Annotated in this window: 15 protein-coding genes; 10 read left to right on the top strand and 5 right to left on the bottom strand. The window is 65.2% G+C overall.

What is annotated here, in order from left to right; translation table 11 throughout:
* Nucleotides 1-2: 2 nt before the first annotated feature.
* From AB8841_RS28415 to AB8841_RS28385, 7 genes are all read left to right on the top strand, one after another.
* Nucleotides 3-656 carry an amino acid ABC transporter permease gene (locus AB8841_RS28415; protein WP_370439086.1) on the top strand — a complete coding sequence of 218 codons (654 nt, stop codon included), beginning with the start codon at nucleotides 3-5 and terminating at the stop codon, nucleotides 654-656.
* Nucleotides 649-1,371: an amino acid ABC transporter ATP-binding protein gene (locus AB8841_RS28410; protein ID WP_370439085.1), complete on the top strand. Its 723-nt coding sequence runs from the start codon at nucleotides 649-651 to the stop codon at nucleotides 1,369-1,371. The genes AB8841_RS28415 and AB8841_RS28410 overlap by 8 nt, the downstream gene beginning before the upstream one ends.
* 68 nt (nucleotides 1,372-1,439) lie before the next feature.
* Complete coding sequence (locus AB8841_RS28405) at nucleotides 1,440-2,468, top strand: proline racemase family protein (protein WP_370439084.1); 1,029 nt, start codon at nucleotides 1,440-1,442, stop codon at nucleotides 2,466-2,468.
* A 63-nt stretch (nucleotides 2,469-2,531) separates the two neighbouring features.
* Nucleotides 2,532-3,548 (top strand): Ldh family oxidoreductase, encoded by a 1,017-nt coding sequence (locus AB8841_RS28400; protein WP_370439083.1) that lies wholly within the window; start codon nucleotides 2,532-2,534, stop codon nucleotides 3,546-3,548.
* Nucleotides 3,549-3,700: 152 nt separating this feature from the next.
* The gene (locus AB8841_RS28395; protein ID WP_370439082.1) at nucleotides 3,701-5,443 is read left to right on the top strand and encodes an aconitase X; all 1,743 of its coding nucleotides are present in this window, start codon (nucleotides 3,701-3,703) and stop codon (nucleotides 5,441-5,443) included.
* A 110-nt stretch (nucleotides 5,444-5,553) separates the two neighbouring features.
* Nucleotides 5,554-6,078, top strand: a complete 525-nt coding sequence (locus AB8841_RS28390; protein ID WP_370439081.1) for a PAS domain-containing protein — start codon at nucleotides 5,554-5,556, stop codon at nucleotides 6,076-6,078.
* Nucleotides 6,062-7,432 carry a methyl-accepting chemotaxis protein gene (locus AB8841_RS28385; RefSeq protein ID WP_370439080.1) on the top strand — a complete coding sequence of 457 codons (1,371 nt, stop codon included), beginning with the start codon at nucleotides 6,062-6,064 and terminating at the stop codon, nucleotides 7,430-7,432. Before AB8841_RS28390 ends, AB8841_RS28385 begins: the two co-directional genes overlap by 17 nt.
* Nucleotides 7,433-7,602: 170 nt before the next feature.
* On the opposite strand, the gene AB8841_RS28380 is transcribed toward AB8841_RS28385, so the two are convergent.
* Nucleotides 7,603-8,193, bottom strand: a complete 591-nt coding sequence (locus AB8841_RS28380) for an HdeD family acid-resistance protein (RefSeq protein WP_370439079.1) — start codon at nucleotides 8,191-8,193, stop codon at nucleotides 7,603-7,605.
* Between the two features lie 329 nt (nucleotides 8,194-8,522).
* Here AB8841_RS28380 and AB8841_RS28375 point away from each other — a divergent pair, with 329 nt between their 5' ends.
* The 3 genes from AB8841_RS28375 to AB8841_RS28365 all read left to right on the top strand — a co-directional run bounded on the left by AB8841_RS28375 (nucleotide 8,523) and on the right by AB8841_RS28365 (nucleotide 10,492).
* Nucleotides 8,523-9,038, top strand: coding sequence for a hypothetical protein (locus tag AB8841_RS28375; RefSeq protein ID WP_370439078.1), 516 nt, complete (start codon nucleotides 8,523-8,525; stop codon nucleotides 9,036-9,038).
* Between the two features lie 237 nt (nucleotides 9,039-9,275).
* A complete protein-coding gene (locus AB8841_RS28370; RefSeq protein WP_370439077.1) occupies nucleotides 9,276-10,073 on the top strand; it encodes a F0F1 ATP synthase subunit A in 798 nt (265 codons plus the stop codon).
* 98 nt (nucleotides 10,074-10,171) lie between these two features.
* On the top strand, nucleotides 10,172-10,492 hold the full coding sequence (locus AB8841_RS28365; protein WP_370439076.1) for a multidrug efflux SMR transporter: 321 nt from the start codon (nucleotides 10,172-10,174) through the stop codon (nucleotides 10,490-10,492).
* A gap of 276 nt (nucleotides 10,493-10,768) precedes the next feature.
* Here AB8841_RS28365 and gyrB read toward each other — a convergent pair whose 3' ends face one another.
* The 4 genes from gyrB to dnaN form a co-directional block, all read right to left on the bottom strand.
* The gene (gyrB, locus tag AB8841_RS28360) at nucleotides 10,769-13,195 is read right to left on the bottom strand and encodes a DNA topoisomerase (ATP-hydrolyzing) subunit B (RefSeq protein WP_370439075.1); all 2,427 of its coding nucleotides are present in this window, start codon (nucleotides 13,193-13,195) and stop codon (nucleotides 10,769-10,771) included.
* A gap of 405 nt (nucleotides 13,196-13,600) precedes the next feature.
* Nucleotides 13,601-14,215 (bottom strand): LysE family translocator, encoded by a 615-nt coding sequence (locus AB8841_RS28355; RefSeq protein WP_370439074.1) that lies wholly within the window; start codon nucleotides 14,213-14,215, stop codon nucleotides 13,601-13,603.
* A gap of 65 nt (nucleotides 14,216-14,280) precedes the next feature.
* On the bottom strand, nucleotides 14,281-15,441 hold the full coding sequence (recF, locus tag AB8841_RS28350; protein ID WP_370439073.1) for a DNA replication/repair protein RecF: 1,161 nt from the start codon (nucleotides 15,439-15,441) through the stop codon (nucleotides 14,281-14,283).
* Nucleotides 15,442-15,650: 209 nt separating this feature from the next.
* Nucleotides 15,651-16,769: a DNA polymerase III subunit beta gene (dnaN, locus tag AB8841_RS28345; RefSeq protein ID WP_370439072.1), complete on the bottom strand. Its 1,119-nt coding sequence runs from the start codon at nucleotides 16,767-16,769 to the stop codon at nucleotides 15,651-15,653.
* Between the last annotated feature and the right edge of the window lie 60 nt (nucleotides 16,770-16,829).

Raw genomic sequence — 16,829 nt, 5'->3', positions numbered from 1 at the left:
CGATGTTCGAGACAAGCCTCACCTGGAACGACTTCCTGTTCCTCCTTCAGGGCGCGGGAACGACGATTGCCATCACCTTCTGGGCCGTTCTGGGCGGCACCATCTTGGGGATGCTCTTCGGTCTCGTGCGCGCCTCCGCGCCGTGGTGGCTGAACATTCCGGTCGGCTTCGTGCTGGACATCCTCCGTTCGGTGCCGCTCCTGATCCAGTTCGTGCTCGCCAATTCGTTCAAGTCCATCCTCAAGCTCAACGTGACGGCGTTCACGGTGGGCTGCGTGGTGCTTGCGCTCTACACGGCGGCCTATTGCGCGGAAATCGTGCGCGGCGGCATCCTCGCCGTGCCGCCGACGACCCGCCGGGCGGCCCGTTCGCTCGGCATGACCTACACTCAGGATCTGACGAGCATCGTCTTTCCCATGGCCATGCGCGTCGCGCTCCCGAGCTGGATCGGCCTCACGCTCGGCGTTATGAAGGATTCGGCGCTCGTCCTCTGGATCGGCATCGTCGAGCTCCTGCGGTCGTCGCAGGTCATCGTGACGCGTATCCAGGAGCCGCTCTTCGTTTTGTCGATTGCAGGCCTGATCTATTTCCTCATGAGCTTCCCGATCGCCCGGCTCGGGGCGCGGCTCGAAAAGCGGTGGCGTGAAAATGATTGAGTTAAAGGACGTTCGGAAATCCTTCGGTGCCCTCGAGGTGCTGAAAGGCGTCAGCCTCACGGTTCAGAAGGGCGAGGTCCTGTCCGTCATCGGGGGCTCGGGCTCGGGCAAGTCCACGATGCTCATGTGCATCAACGGCCTCGAGCCGATCCAGGGCGGGCAGATCCTCGTCGACGGCATCGACGTCCATGCGCGCGGCACGGATCTCAACAAGCTGCGCCAGAGGATCGGCATCGTGTTCCAGCAGTGGAACGCCTTTCCGCACCTCACCGTCCTCGAGAACGTGATGCTCGCGCTCCGCAAGGTTCTGGGCAAGAGCAAGCGGGAGGCAGAGGAAATCGCCGTCAGGCAGCTCACCCATGTGGGCCTCGGCGAGAAGCTGAAGGTGTACCCGTCCAGGCTCTCCGGCGGCCAGCAGCAGCGCATGGCCATCGCGCGCGCGCTCGCCATGTCGCCCGACTACATGCTTTTCGACGAAGTGACTTCCGCGCTCGATCCGCAGCTCGTCGGCGAGGTGCTGGACACGTTGAAGATGCTCTCCGAAGAGGGCATGACCATGATCCTCGTCACCCACGAGATCCGCTTCGCGCGCGATGTCTCCGACCGGGTGGCCTTCTTCCACAAGGGCCTGATCCACGAGATCGGCACGCCCGAAGAGGTGATCGGACACCCGCAGAAGCCCGAGACGATCGAGTTCCTGAAATCCGTTCTCTGAGAGCGACGGGCGGCGCGATCCGCGTCGGCCTCCCCGTTCCAAACCCCATCTCTGACCCGGAGAGTTCAATGCGCACGTCGAAAGTCGTTCATGTCGTCAGTTGCCACGCGGAAGGGGAGGTGGGCGACGTCATCGTGGGTGGGGTCGCGCCGCCGCCCGGCGACACGATCTGGGAGCAGTCGCGCTTCATCGCCGAGGACGAGACGCTGCGCAATTTCGTGCTCAACGAACCGCGCGGCGGCGTCTTCCGTCACGTGAACCTCCTCGTGCCGCCGAAGAACCCCCGGGCTCAGATGGGCTGGATCATCATGGAGCCGGCCGATACGCCGCCCATGTCGGGCTCGAATTCCATCTGCGTGTCCACCGTTCTGCTCGACACCGGCATCATTCCCATGCAGGAGCCGATCACCCGCATGGTTCTCGAACCGCCGGGCGGCCTGATCGAAGTCGAAGCAGAATGCCGGAACGGCAAGGCCGAGCGGATCAGGGTCCGCAACGTGCCCTCCTTCGCCGACAAGCTCGACGTGAAGCTCGAAGTCGCAGGCGTGGGCACGCTCACGGTCGACACCGCCTATGGCGGCGACAGCTTCGTGATCGCGGACGCGAAGGCGCTCGGTTTCGCGATCCGCCCCGACGAGGCCAAGGACCTGGCGGAGATCGGCGTGAAGATCACCCGCGCGGCCAATGAGCAGATCGGCTTCCGGCATCCCGAGCTTCCGGGCTGGAACCACATTTCGTTCTGCCAGATCGCGGCGCCGCTCGTCGATCGGGACGGCGTCGCGCACGGGGCCAACGCCGTCGTGGTGCGCCCCGGCAAGATCGACCGCTCGCCGACCGGCACGGGCTGCTCGGCCCGCATGGCGGTGCTTCATGCGCGCGGCATCCTGAAGGTGGGCGACGGCTTCGTCGGCCGCTCGATCATCGATTCCGAGTTCATCTGCCGCATCGAGGCCGAGGTGACGGTGGGCGGCAGGCCCGGCATCATCCCGATGATCTCCGGACGCGCCTGGATCACGGGCACCCACCAGCACATGCTCGATCCCGAAGATCCGTGGCCGGCCGGCTATCGGTTGTCGGATACCTGGCCGCAGATGTAAGAAGCATCCGCTTTCGCAAAATCAACGGAACCGAATGGAACAAGGCAAGGCAAGGTACAAGGTATGAGCGAAGAAGTTTCCCTTTCGTTGGACGAGGTCCGGCGTCTCAGCATCGACGTCCTGAAGGCGGGCGGTCTGTCCGACGAGCATGCGCAGGCCATCGCGAGCGTCGTCCATGCCGGCCAGCGCGACGAGTGCCATTCCCACGGCGTGTACCGCCTGCTCGGCTGCGTGCGCTCCGTGAAGGAGGGTAAGGTCGATCCGAACGCCGTGCCGGACGTGGTGGACCATGCACCCGCCGTCGTGCGCGTCGACGCCCGGTTCGGCTTCTCGCCGCTCGCCTTCGAGCGCGGCAGGCCGCTGCTCGTCGAGAAGGCGCGCCGGACGGGCCTTGCCGCCCTGGCGATCAACAACTGCTATCATTTCTCGGCCCTCTGGCCAGAGGTCGAGGCGATCAGCCAGGACGGGCTCGTAGCACTCGCCATGACGCCGAGCCACAGCTGGGTTGCGCCGGCGGGCGGCAAGAAGCCCGTGTTCGGCACGAATCCGATCGCCTTCGCCTGGCCGCGCCCCGATGGGCCGCCCTTCGTGTTCGACTTCGCTACCAGCGCCATCGCGCGCGGCGAGATCGAGCTGCACCGGCGCGCGGGCAAGCCCATTCCCACCGGCTGGGCCATCGACGCCGAGGGTCATCCCACCACCGATGCGACGGCGGCGCTTGCAGGCGCAATGCTCACCTTCGGGGGCCACAAGGGCTCGGCGCTGTCGGCGATGATCGAGCTCATGGCCGGCCCCCTGATCGGCGACATGACGAGCGCGGAATCCATGGCCTTCGACGAGGGCGTGGGCGCCGCCCCCTGCCATGGCGAGCTGATCCTCGCCTTCGATCCCAAGGTGTTCCTGGGAGCCGATGCGGAGCAGCACGTGGCCCGCGCGGAAAAGATGTTCGACGCCATCGTCGGCCAGGGCGCGCGCCTTCCCTCGCAGCGGCGCTACGAGGCCCGGGAGCGCAGCAAGGCGAACGGGGTGCGCATCCCGAAGGCCCTCTATGACGACCTGCAGGCTCTCCTGCCGCACTAGAGCATCGGACGTGAAAAGTGGAATCCACTTTTGGGATTGAATCCGATGCCCCCTTCCTGGAACGAGCGCATCGTTCTGGCGAAAAACCGGGCCCACTTTTCGCCAGCGCGGCCTGCTGGGTCCGCACGATGCGCTAAGGATAAGGAAATGCCATGAACGAAGCTGTCTTCTCGGGTATCGCCTTCGTTCGTGGCAAGGCCACAGGCGAGGTCATTTCCAGCGATGTGGAGCTGAGCTTCTGGGGAGGTGTCGATCCGGTCACCGGCGAGGTGATCGACCGCCACCACCCCTTGAGCGGCCGGATCCTCACGGGCAAGATCCTCGCCATCCCGGGCGGGCGCGGCTCCTGCTCGGGCAGCGGCGTGATCCTCGAACTGCTCCTCAACGGCAAGGGGCCCGCCGCCATGGTGGTCGAGCGGGCGGACGACATCCTGACCCTGGGCGTCGTGATCGCCGAAGAGGTCTTCGGGCAGTCGATTCCCGTCGTCATCCTCGACCCGAAGGATTTCCGCCGGGTGACGGCGGCACGCCATGCGCGCGTCGACGGCGCCCGCGTCGCATGCGCGGAGCGGCCCGAGGAGCTCAGCGCCGTGTCGGACGATCGCGGACCGGCCGCGCCGCCCGCCTCCCGCATGGAGCTGACGCAAGCCGACAGGGCCTTCCTGGACGGCGCGCACGGCAAGGCCGCACAGGTGGCGATGAACATCGTCCTGCGCATGGCGGAACTGCAGGGGGCCGACCGCCTGATCGACGTGACCCAGGCCCATATCGACGGCTGCATCTATACCGGGCCGGGCTCGCTCCGGTTCGCGCAGCGGCTGCGAGACTGGGGCGGAAGGGTCGCCGTGCCGACGACGCTCAATTCCATCTCGGTCGATCATCGCCGCTGGCGGGCGCAGGGCATCGATCCCGCCTTCGGAGAACCCGCGAGTCAGCTCGGCGACGCCTATGTGGACATGGGCGCGAGACCGACCTTCACCTGCGCGCCCTATCTCCTCGACAGCGCTCCGGCACGAGGCGAGCAGATCGTCTGGGCGGAATCCAACGCCGTCGTCTTTGCCAACAGCGTGCTCGGCGCGCGCACGATGAAATATCCCGATTATCTGGACATCTGCATCGCGCTCACCGGCCGCGCGCCGCTGGCCGGGTGCCATGTCGAGAGCGGCCGCCGTGCCGCTCTGCGCATCAATCTTCCGGCGCTCGACGGGCTCGACGATTCGTTCTACCCGCTCATCGGCTACCATGTGGGGCTCCTGGCGGCGAACCGGATTCCCGTGATCGTCGGGTTGGAAAAGGCTTCGCCCTCGCAGGACGACCTGAAGGCCTTCGGGGCCGCCTTCGCGACCACGTCGAGCGCGCCGATGTTCCATATCGTCGGCGTGACGCCCGAGGCCGCGAGCGTGGAGGAGGCGACCGGCGGGGCCGCCGTTCCGGCGCTCGACGTCGGCATCGAGGACCTCGCGCGGAGCTGGAGCGAACTCGACAATGCACAGGACGCATCCGTCGATCTCGTGTCGCTCGGCAATCCGCACTTCTCCGTTGGCGAATGCGAGAGGCTCGCGGCCCTGTGCCGGGGCCGCGCGAGGCACAAGGACGTGACGATGGTCGTCACCTGCGGGCGCGCCACTTACGACCGGGTGCGCGAGGCCGGCATTCTGGCGGAGCTGGAGCAATTCGGCATTCAGATCGTCACGGATACCTGCTGGTGCATGATCATCGAGCCGGTGATCCCGCCGCACGCGAGGACGATCATGACCAATTCCGGCAAATACGCCCATTACGGTCCCGGACTCACCGGACGGCGCTTCCACTTCGGAAGTCTCGAGGCCTGCGTCGAGGCGGCCGCGACGGGCATCGCCGACGGCAGGCGGCCCTCCTGGCTGCTTGCGCAATAAGCGTTCCGGCTCTCAGGGAGGAAGCTCAGCCTCGCACAAGCTAGCTTTGCGAGAAGGCGCGTTTGATAGGCGGGGCCAGGCAGGCCGTCGCCACTCCTCTAACGCCGTAGATGAGCCAATTGATCACTCCCACTCAGCGCGAGATCTTCTTCGATCCCGATTCCTTCATCGTCTCGAAAACGGACCTGAAAGGCAGGCTGACCTACACGAACAGGATTTTCTGCGAGATCGCCGGATACACCGAGAAGGAGCTCGCCGGGCAGCCGCACAGCATGATCCGTCACCCGGACATGCCGCGCGCGGTCTTCAAGGTCCTGTGGGACGCGATCCAGGACGGCCGCGAGGTCTTCGCTTATGTGAAGAACATGGCGCGCAACGGCGATCACTACTGGGTCTTCGCCCATGTGACGCCGTCCTATGACGGCAATCTGAAGGTCTGCGGCTATCACTCCAACCGCCGGGTTCCGAAGCGGGACGTGGTGGAAAAGGTCATTGCGCCGTTCTACGCCGAACTCACCCGCATCGAAGCCTCCTGCCCCAATGCCAAGGAGGGGCTTGCAGCTTCCCACCGGCACCTCATGCAAACCGCCACCGCGAACAAGGCCAGCTATGATGAATTTGTCTTCTCTCTCTAAGGCAAGCATCGGCTTCGCCGTCGCGGCGCTCGCGGTCACCGGACAGGCCATCGCGTCCGCCGTCACCGGCTCCATGCCCTCGCTCACGGTGCTCCTCGCCGATGCCGGATTCATCTTCGGCGGCGTGATGCTGCTGCGCACGTACCGCGCCATCGCGACCGCGACCGACATCATCGACCGGATCGGGCATGGCGACTTCGAGGCCCGCATCATCGGGAGCCGGGAAGGCGGAGCCCTGGGCAAGCTGCACGACACCGTCAACGATACGACCGACCGGGTCGACGCCTATATCCGCGAGTCCTCGGCCGCGATGGACGCGGTGCGCAACAACCAGTATTTCCGGCGCATCCAGCCCGACGGACTTCACGGTGCGCTGCTCAACGGCGCGACGATCATCAACGAGGCCTCGCACGTCATCGAATGCCGTCTGGCGGCCTTCAACCACTCGACGGCGGAATTCGAGCAGGCCATCAACACGATCGTCCAAACCCTTTCGGAATCCTCCACCGACATGAGCACCATGTCCTCGGTGCTGCAGGAAGGCGCGACCCTCACGGACGACCGCACCAGCCTCGTGGCCTCGACCGCGGCCGACATGGCCGTCAACGTGCAGACAGTCGCTGCCGCCGTCACGCAGCTCGCCGCCTCCGCGCAGGAGATCGGAACCGAAGCCGACCACTCCGCCATGCGTGCACGGCAGGCCGCCGAGGAGGCGCAATCCACGGGCGCCATCGTCAACAGCCTCAACACCGCCGTCGAGCGCATCAGTACCGTCGTGGGCCTCATCACCAGCATCGCGTCGCAGACCAACCTGCTGGCGCTGAACGCCACCATCGAGGCCGCGCGGGCGGGCGAGGCAGGGCGCGGCTTTGCCGTCGTGGCCCAGGAAGTGAAGGCGCTGGCCACCCAGACCGCCAAGGCGACGGACGAGATCGCCAGCGAGATTGCGGAACTACGCTCCGCTTCCACGGCGGCTGTGTCCGCCGTGTCCGAGATCTCCACCATCGTGGCGGATATCGATCACGCGACGTCGCGTATCGCGCAGAGCATCAGTGGACAGACCGCCGCCACGGCCGAGATCGCGCGCAGCGTCGAGCAGACCTCGGTCGGGACGCAAGGAGTCACGGAGAACATCCACAGCGTGAGCCAGAACACGGCCGAGACCAAGCAGCTCGCGGGTTCCGTCCTCGACACGTCGAGGCAGGTGGCCGTCCAGGGCGACCGTCTGGCCGACGAAGTGCGCAAGTTCCTCGTCGCCCTGCGACGCGGCCCCATGGATCGTGCGCAGGACGAGACCGGCACACAGACGAGCGGCGACGACGGCCGCGTGCACCGGCTCTCCCGCGCGGCCTGACGCCGGTGGGGGACATGCTGTTATCCCCGCTACCCTGTGCCCCCCAACGAAAGCGAAGGGGGCGGTGGCTACAGCATCGGACGTGACATCGGACCCACATCGGATGCTTTAGGTCTATATTTCGAGCATCTTCTCACGCAAAACCGGTTCCCACTTTTGCGGTTGATGCTCTATGCCGCCGCGCCGGCGATGCGGGAGGTCTGGCCCGCCAGATAGCCGAAGCGCAGGAACACGAGCCCGGTCGACAGGAAATCGATGCCCACGAGCAGCCCCAGGCTCCAGGCTGCCGAACTCGGCAGGCGGTTCCAGATCAGCAGGCCGACGGCGAGCGACAGGACGCCCAGCAGCACGAACCAGCCCCATCCGTCCATGGGCCTGAGGCGGAAGCCGATCAGGATCTTGAGGATACCGCTGGCCACGAAGGTGGCGATGATCACCAGAGTCAGGCTGATCAGGCCCGCAACGGGATTGGTGATGAGGGTGAAGCCGCCGACCAGGAAGACGGCCGCGATCAGCACCTGCCAGACGAAGCCGCCCCAGCCCTTGGTGCGCAGGGCGTAGAGAAACTGGGAAATGCCCGCGATCACGAAGGCCCAGCCGACCACGGCCTCCACCGCCAGGCTGGCGAAGAACGGAAGCGCGAGGGCCGCCAATCCGGCCACGATGAGCAGGAACCCGATGGCGTAGAGCCACCAGCGACTTCGGGCGACCGGTCCGCTGAGACCTGTTCCGTCAAGACGGGTGAGGTGGGGTTGGGGCATGGCGGGCTCTCCTCTTCCTCGTGTCCGGATGCGCAGAGCGGTGGCCGGCAGCGCCAAGGCGGCCGGTGCGCCGGTCGACGAAGGGCCTCACGGGCATGGAGCGGGACGGCCGAGACCCTCGTCGCGGCAGCCAGTCTAGCTCCTGTCTTCGAAAACGTCATGAGCGGGATTCAAGAGCCGCTCATGACCCTCATGGTCGCCGATCTCCTCCTCCTCGGCGGGGAAATCGCCGCAATCGGGGACTATCCAGGGAAAGTGCGTGGCGGCAGCGGATCTCTCGGATCTAAGGTCGACACGGTGCCTGCCTCGGATAGGTCATGAGGTTCGTCATGACATTGCAGGACTTCGCCTGGCTTGCCACGACCGTCAGCGGTGTCGGCGTCATCTTCACGCTGATCATCTTTTCCATTCAGATCCGGGATAATACACGCGCTGTGCGGGCGGCGACCTTCCAGCAGGTAGTGAACTCCTTCGCGTCGATCTCCTTCGACATCGCCAAGGACAAGGCGCTCGTCGATCTCTACATCCGGGCCGGACGGGAATTCGCCTTGCTCGGCGAAGTCGAGCGAGTGCAATTCGGCTTCATGCTGCTCAGCTTCCTGCGCCGGGCCGAGAACGTCTACGTGCAGAGCGAAATCCGCACGATCCATGCGCCGCACTGGTCGGGCATTCGCGAAAGCATCAAGGCCATCATGGCGTCTCCCGGCGCGCGAGCCTGCTGGAGCGAGATCAGGAACCGGCACAATCCGCACTTCCGGGCCTTCATTGACGAACTCATTGCCGAGGGTGCAGGCTCCGCCGAAGGAGATTGGAGGCCGAATTCAGCGAGCGTCAGAACGGGATGATGATGGCTTGTGCCTGCCTCTTCGCGTGATGGCGGCCTGTCGCAGATGCCCCGTGCCGAGGCAGGGCGGCCTCCAGGAGCGCCGGGCCGGGCCGGGCCGATTCCCGCAACAGCCTCCGTCATGCTCTTGCATGCTCTTGCATGCTCTTGCCTCAACCTCGTGGGGTTTGATATAGCCACCCTGCCTCGGGACGACCCTTGGCCTTCGCTTCATCGGGGACGGCCCCACCGTCGCGGCATGACCTGCCGTTTCTGTGGCTTCGATCTGAAAGCGGAGGCATCCCCGGTGGCCAACCCTATCGAGCAGTTTGTCGTCAAAACCCTGGTCCCTCTCGGGAGCGTGGGCGGAGTCGAGTTCGGCGTGACGAACGCGTCCGTGTTCATGAGCTTGTCCGTCGTGTTGATCGTCGGCGGGTTTCTCTGGGCCACACGCCGGAAGGCCCTCGTGCCGGGCCGCTCCCAGGCGGTTGCCGAGATGCTGCACGAGTTCGTCGCAGGAACCCTCCAGGATGCGGCGGGCCGGGAGGGAATGAAGTTCTTTCCTCTGGTGTTCTCGCTCTTCCTCTTCGTCCTGGTCCTGAACCTGCTGGGCATGATTCCCGGCTCCTTCACGGTCACGAGCCAGATCGTCGTGACGTTCGGCCTTGCCATGCTCGTGATCGCAACCGTGATCGGCTACGGCTTCATGAAACACGGCACCCGCTTCCTCAGGCTGTTCGTGCCCTCGGGAGTGCCCCAATGGCTCCTTCCCGTGCTCGTGGTCATCGAGATCATCTCGTTTCTGTCACGGCCGATCAGCCTCAGCCTGCGGCTGTTCGCCAACATGCTGGGCGGGCATATCGCCCTGAAGGTCTTCGGCGGCTTCGTCGTGGCGCTGGGCACGGCGGGAACCGGATATGCGGTGCTCGCGCCGCTTCCTCTGGCCATGACCGTCGCATTGACGGGCTTCGAGTTTCTCGTCGCCGTCCTCCAGGCCTATGTGTTTGCGGTGCTGACCTGCATCTACCTCAACGATGCGCTCCACCCGGGACACTAAATTTCGCACGATACGCTCTTCTATGGTGGGAGCATCGGAATGGATCCCAAAAGTGCAAATCCACTTTTCACGTCCGATGCTCTAGAGAGGTTATGATAATGGCTTGGGTTTATCTGGTCGTGGCGGGACTGCTGGAGGTCCTTTGGGCCTACACCATGAAGCAATCGATGGGGTTCACGAAGCTCGTCCCGAGCATCGTGACCATCGTGGCGATGATTGCAAGTTTCGGCTTGTTGTCGTTCGCCATGAGGGTGCTTCCCCTCGGCACGGCCTACGTGATCTGGACGGGGATCGGCGCCATCGGTGCGTTTTTGGTGGGGATCGCCGTGCTCGGAGAGCAGGCCACGGCCCTGCGGGTCGGGAGCGCCCTGTTCATCCTGATCGGTCTGATCGGCCTCAAGATGGCATCGGATCATTAAAGCATCGGACGCAAAAGTGGGCACCGGTTTTGCGGGAAAGATGTTCAATCCAAAATGTTCGAGCATCGTTCCCGCAAGACCAGTCCCTACTCTTGCGTTCGATGCACTCATTCCAGGAAGGGAGCATCGGATTCAATCTCAAAGTGCAAATCCACTTCCCGCGTCCGATGCTCCAGAAAGCAATAAATCAAACCATGAAGGGCGGCGCAGTTTGCTTTACTGCATCGCCCTATTGGTTTCCGTTTCGCGATACCGGCTTAACGGTCAACTCGTCGCTTACACGTCGAGATTCGCCACTGAGAGCGCGTTCTCCTGAATGAATTCGCGGCGGGGTTCCACCACGTCGCCCATGAGCTTCACGAACAGGTCGTCGGCATCGGTCGTGTCCTTCACCTTGACCTGCAGGAGCGAGCGCACGTCGCGGTCGAGGGTGGTTTCCCAGAGCTGCTGGGCGGTCATTTCGCCGAGGCCTTTGTAGCGCTGGAGCTGCAGGCCCTTGCGGCCGTAGGCGATGACCGCGTTGAACAAGGAAAGCGGACCGTCGATCTGCATCGCGTCGCTCTTGCGCACGAGCTTCGCCGGCTTGGCATAGACGTCCTGCAGCGACTTGGCGCGCTCGTCGAGCTTCTTGGCTTCCTGGCTCGCAATCAGGGCCTGGTCGAGAACGGCGGTCTGCGTCACGCCGCGCACGGTGCGCGAGAACGCATAGCCGCCGTCGTTCACTTCGCCCGTCCAGCCGCGTTCGAGCTCGTCGGAGATCGCGTCGAGGCGCGTGGCAATGTAGGCGGCTGCCGAGGGGCCGCGTTCGGGATCTTCCACCACATCGGGGCGCAGCGCGCCGGCGATGGCCGCCTGCTCGACGGCCTTGCGGTTGTAGCGGGTATGCAGGTTGTTCAGCACCTGGCGCACGAGGCGTGCCTCGTCGATCAGGCCTTTGAGCTGGTCGCCCTGGAACTCAACGCCGGTTTCGAGCTGGAGCGATGCGCCTTCGATGCCCGCATCGATGAGATAGTCTTCCAGTGCGCGCTCGTCCTTGAGGTAGATCGAGGACTTGCCGCGGGTCGCCTTGTAGAGCGGCGGCTGCGCGATGTAGAGGTGCCCGCGCTCGATCAGCTCCGGCATCTGACGGAAGAAGAACGTGAGCAGAAGCGTGCGGATATGCGAGCCGTCCACGTCCGCGTCCGTCATGATGATGATGCGGTGATAGCGCAGCTTCTCGACGTTGAACTCCTCGCGGCCGATGCCGGTGCCCAGCGCCGTGATCAGCGTGCCGATCTCCTGGGACGAGAGCATCTTGTCGAAGCGGGCGCGTTCCACGTTGAGGATCTTGCCGCGCAGGGGCAGCACGGCCTGGAAGGCACGGTCGCGACCTTGCTTGGCCGAACCGCCGGCCGAGTCGCCCTCCACCAGGATGAGCTCGCATTTCGAGGGATCGCGCTCCTGGCAGTCGGCGAGCTTGCCGGGCAGCGAGGCCACGTCGAGCGCTCCCTTCCGGCGGGTGAGCTCGCGCGCCTTGCGGGCGGCCTCGCGAGCGGCGGCGGCTTCCACCACCTTGCCGACGAGGGTGCGGGCTTCCTGCGGGTGCTCCTCGAGCCAGTTGTTGAGCGCCTCGTTCACCACGTTCTCGACCGCAGGCCGCACTTCGGAGGAAACGAGCTTGTCCTTGGTCTGGGACGAGAACTTCGGATCGGGCACCTTCACCGACACGACGGCGGTCAGGCCTTCGCGGCAATCGTCGCCGGTCAGCGAGACTTTCTCCTTCTTGGTCATGCCGGAGGATTCGGCATAGCCGTTCACTTGGCGCGTGAGCGCCGCGCGGAAGCCCGCGAGATGCGTGCCGCCGTCCCGCTGCGGGATATTGTTGGTGAAGCACAGCACGTTCTCGTGATAGCTGTCGTTCCACCACAGGGCCACTTCCACGCCGATCCCGTCCCTCTCGGAGCGGATCATCACCGGCTGCTGGATCAGGGGGGTCTTGGCGCGGTCGAGATAGCGCACGAAGGCCTCCACGCCGCCCTCGTACATCAGTTCCTCGCGCTTGTGCTCCGCATGGCGCTTGTCGGTGAGGACGATGCGCACGCCCGAGTTCAGGAAGGCCAGCTCGCGCAGGCGATGCTCGAGGGTGGCATAGTCGAACTCCACCATGGTGAAGGTCCCGGGGGAGGGCAGGAAGGTCACTTCCGTGCCGCGCTTGTCCGGCGCGTCGCCCACCACCGCGAGCGGAGCCGCGGCGTCGCCGTGGCGGAACTCCATGAAGTGTTCCTTGCCGTTGCGATAGATGCGCAGGCGCAGCCAGGTCGAGAGCGCGTTCACCACGGACACGCCCACGCCGTGGAGGCCCCCCGACACCTTGTAGGAGTTCTGGTCGAACTTGCCGCCCGCATGGAGCTGGGTCATGATGACCTCGGCCGCCGAGACGCCTTCGCCCTGATGGATGTCGGTGGGAATGCCGCGGCCGTTGTCGGTGACGGTCACCGAGCCGTCGGCATTGAGCGTGACGGTGACTTCCGTTGCGTGACCGGCCAGAGCCTCGTCGATGGCGTTGTCGACCACCTCGTAGACCATGTGGTGCAGGCCCGAGCCGTCATCGGTATCGCCGATATACATGCCCGGCCGCTTGCGTACCGCATCAAGGCCTTTGAGCACCTTGATGGATTCCGCGCCATAGGCGTCGGCATTCACGTTGATAGCAGGTTCGGCCATTTGGGATCCTTCGAGGCGCAGCGGAAGAAGGAGAGGCGCGCCAGGGTTTTGATTCGTCAGATCAGATATTTAGTGACGATTGGTTGAAATTTCACCCCCGCGCGTATACGCGCGCGTGAAAAGGGGGCCGAAAATCCACCAAAAAGTGCCGATTCGGCGCGTTCAGAGGGTGGTTCTTTGTCTCAGGAGCCGCCGGAGGCTCCTCAGCGCGAGAAGGCCGAAAACAAGCGTGAGCGTTCCCCAGATCGGGCCAGCCTGCTCGACCATCACGCCGGCTTCCGTATCGTAACAGCGGCCGAGCTCGTTGAAACAATCCCGCCTTTGCCAATAACGGTCATGAAACGCGAAGGCACACGCAAAGCTGGCGCAGGACCAAAGCAGCAACCGGGCTGCCGCCATGATCCGTCAGCGGGCCGCCACGGCCGCCGCCGCTCCCGCCATGACGGTTCCCGTGAAGCGGTTGAGAATGCGGATGGCGTTGGGGCTGGTGAAGAGCCTGCGGGCGCGGGTCGCGAGCACGATATAGCCGCCGAACACCACCGCCAGCACCGCCAGGGTGGCGAGAGCGAGTTCCGCATAGCCCAGCGTCGTGATCCGGGTGAGATCGAGGAAGGTCGGCAGGAGCGCGAGGTAGAACACCATCGTCTTCGGGTTGCCGAGGGTGAGCGCCAGCCCGCCCAGCAGGAGTTTGGCCGGATGCTCGGGCCTCTCCTCGGCCTGGACCTCCCTGGCTGCGGCGGGAGCCGTCCAGAGCTTGTAGGCGAGATAGAGCAGATAGGCGGCGCCAGCGTATTTGATCGCCAGGAAGACCTCATGGAAGGTCTGCGCCAGGGCGGCGAGGCCTAAGACCGCGAAGGTGAGCCACACCACGTCCCCCAGGGCGATTCCGATGCTGAACGGCACAGCCTCCTTGGGGCCGCGCCCCAGCACCCGCGCCACGATGGCGGCGATCCCCGGCCCGGGCGAGGCTGCGGCGATGAACAGGGCGGACGAGAACAGGATCAGGCCTGCGGGTTCCATGACGATGACCGGCGCGTGAGATTGTGTTGCACCTCCCTCATACGCCAGAACGCTCCTTTGCGCCATCAACGAGTTGTGATGGGTTCGATCACGCCGGGCAAAACCTGAAGCACGTCCGCCCGGCCTTCGAGTTCTGCGAAGAGGCTCGGATCGGCGCCCGTCATCCAGACCTGTCCGCCGAGTGTTTCCAGGGCCGCGAAGAGGCCCGCGCGGCGGCGCGGATCGAGATGGGCGGCAACCTCGTCGAGGAGCACGAAGGGGGCAATGCCGCTCATGCTGGCCACCAGCCGCGCATGGGCGAGCACCAGGCCGATGAGAAGGGCCTTCTGTTCGCCCGTCGAGGCGGTGTTGGCCGCGATGTCCTTGGGGCCGTGGCGCACGAGCAGGTCGGAGGCCTGCGGACCGACGAGGGTTCGCCCGGCAGCGCGGTCGCGCGCACGATAATCGCGCAGGATCGCGCGGTAGCGGTCCTCGGCATCGACGGCCGGAAGCGTGGCGACCAGCCTGTCGATCTCGCCTTCGATGTCCATCGTGGCGAACGGGAAGGGGGATTCCTCCTCGCGCGTCGCCAGGATCAGGGCGGCGAGCCGGTCCACGGTCTCGCGGCGCGCGGCGGCGACCGCGATCGCCAGCTCGGCCACCTCGCGCTCCAGGGCATCGAGCCACAGGCGATCGTCGGGATTTTCCTCCAGCACCCGGTTGCGGGAGCGCAGCGCACGCTCCAGGGCGTTCACCCGGGTGCCGTGCTCCGCATCCACCGCAAGCACCAGGCGGTCGAGGAAGCGGCGGCGGTCGCCGGCCGGACCACGAAACAAGGCATCGAGATCAGGCGTGAGCCAGACGACCCGCAGGAATTCGGCAAAGGCCGTCGGAGAGGAAGCCGCCATGCCGTCGATCCGGCAGAGGCGCGAGGCGCGGCCGTTTTCTCCCTGCGGTTCGAGGCCGGTGCCGAGGCGGTGCTCGCCGTAAGCCGTGTCGAGAGTGAGCGAAACGGCGAAGGAGCCGGTGCCGCCCTGGCGGGCCATGTCGGCGAGCTCCGCGCGACGCAGACCGCGTCCCGGCATGAAGAGGGAGATCGCCTCCAGCACATTGGTCTTGCCCGCCCCGTTCTCGCCTACGAGCGCCACGAGCTGGCGCGAGACGGAAAGGTCCAGGCTCGCATAGGTGCGGAAATCCTGGAGGATCAGGCGAGCGATTCGGGAGGCGGCAACAGGAGAAGCGGACATGCGTCCCCTTCTTTCAGAAGCGGACGCGAAAGATCAAGCGCTAGAGCATCGGACGTGAAAAGTGGAATCCACTTTTGGGGTTGAATCCGATGCTCCCTTCTTGGAGAGAGCGCATCGTTTGAGCGAAAAACCGGGGCCGCTTTTCGCTAGCGCGGCCCGCTGGGTCCGCACGATGCGCCAGCCTTCGCCGGGATGACGTCTGCGAAGCCTTAAACGCGCATCGGCATCAGGACGTAGAGGGCGGATGCGCCCTCGCGGTCCTGGATGAGGGTGGGCGAGCCGGGATCGGCAAGCTTGAACAGGGCGGTGTCGCCATCGAGCTGGGCCGTGATGTCCAGCAGGTACTTGGCGTTGAAACCGATATCGATGGGAGCAGCATCGTAATCGACCTCGATCTCCTCCGTCGCGCTGCCCGAATCCGGATTGTTGACGGTGAGCGTCAGGCGCCCGTCGCCGAGCGCCAGCTTCACGGCGCGCCCACGCTCCGAGGAGATCGTGGAGACGCGGTCGACGGCCTTGGCGAAATCGGCGCGCTCGACCACCAGGACCTTGTCGTTGCCGGCAGGAATGACGCGCTGATAATCGGGGAAGGTGCCGTCGATGAGCTTGGAGGTCAAAACCACGCCGTCGAAGGTCAGGCGGACCTTCGCCGAGGACAGCTCCACCGTGATGGTCTCCGAACCGTCTTCGACGAGCTTGACGATCTCGGCGACCGCCTTGCGTGGAATGATCACGCCGGGCATGCCCTCCGAACCCGTAGGCGCGGGCAGTTCCACGCGGGCGAGGCGATGGCCGTCGGTGGCGACGGCCCGCATCACGAGCGATCCGCCTACGTCCAGCGTGTGCAGATAGATGCCGTTGAGATAGTAGCGCGTTTCTTCGGTCGAGATCGCGAACTGGGTCTTTTCGATCAGGCGCTTGAGATCGGCAGCCGCCAAGGTGAAGCGGTGCGGAAGGTCGCCGGCGGCGAGATCCGGGAAATCGCTCTCGGGAAGCGCCTGCAGCATGAAGCGCGAGCGGCCCGAGCGGATCTGCATCTGGCCCATGTCGGCGGTCATCTCGAGGGAGACCTGGGCGCCGTCGGGGAGCTTTCGCACGATGTCGTAGATCATGTAGGCGGGCACCGTGGTGGAGCCTGCCTCCGTGATATCGGCCGGGATCGTTTCCGTGACCTCGATGTCGAGGTCGGTTGCGCGCAGGCGCAGGGCGCCATCCTCGGCGCGCAAGAGGACGTTCGACAGAATCGGAATGGTGTTGCGGCGCTCGACGACGCGGTGCACGTGCCCCAGCGCCTTCAGCAGAGCGGCGCGCTCAACAGTAACTCTCATAAAGCGACACCTATTGTCGGTGAAATTCTTGGCCTGTCACCCGTGCGACAAGCGGAGCGG

The sequence above is a fragment of the Microvirga sp. TS319 genome, assembly GCF_041276405.1.
GTDB lineage: Bacteria > Pseudomonadota > Alphaproteobacteria > Rhizobiales > Beijerinckiaceae > Microvirga.
The sequence above is the reverse complement of the archived record's forward strand: the minus strand, read 5'-3'. Positions and strand labels throughout refer to the sequence as shown.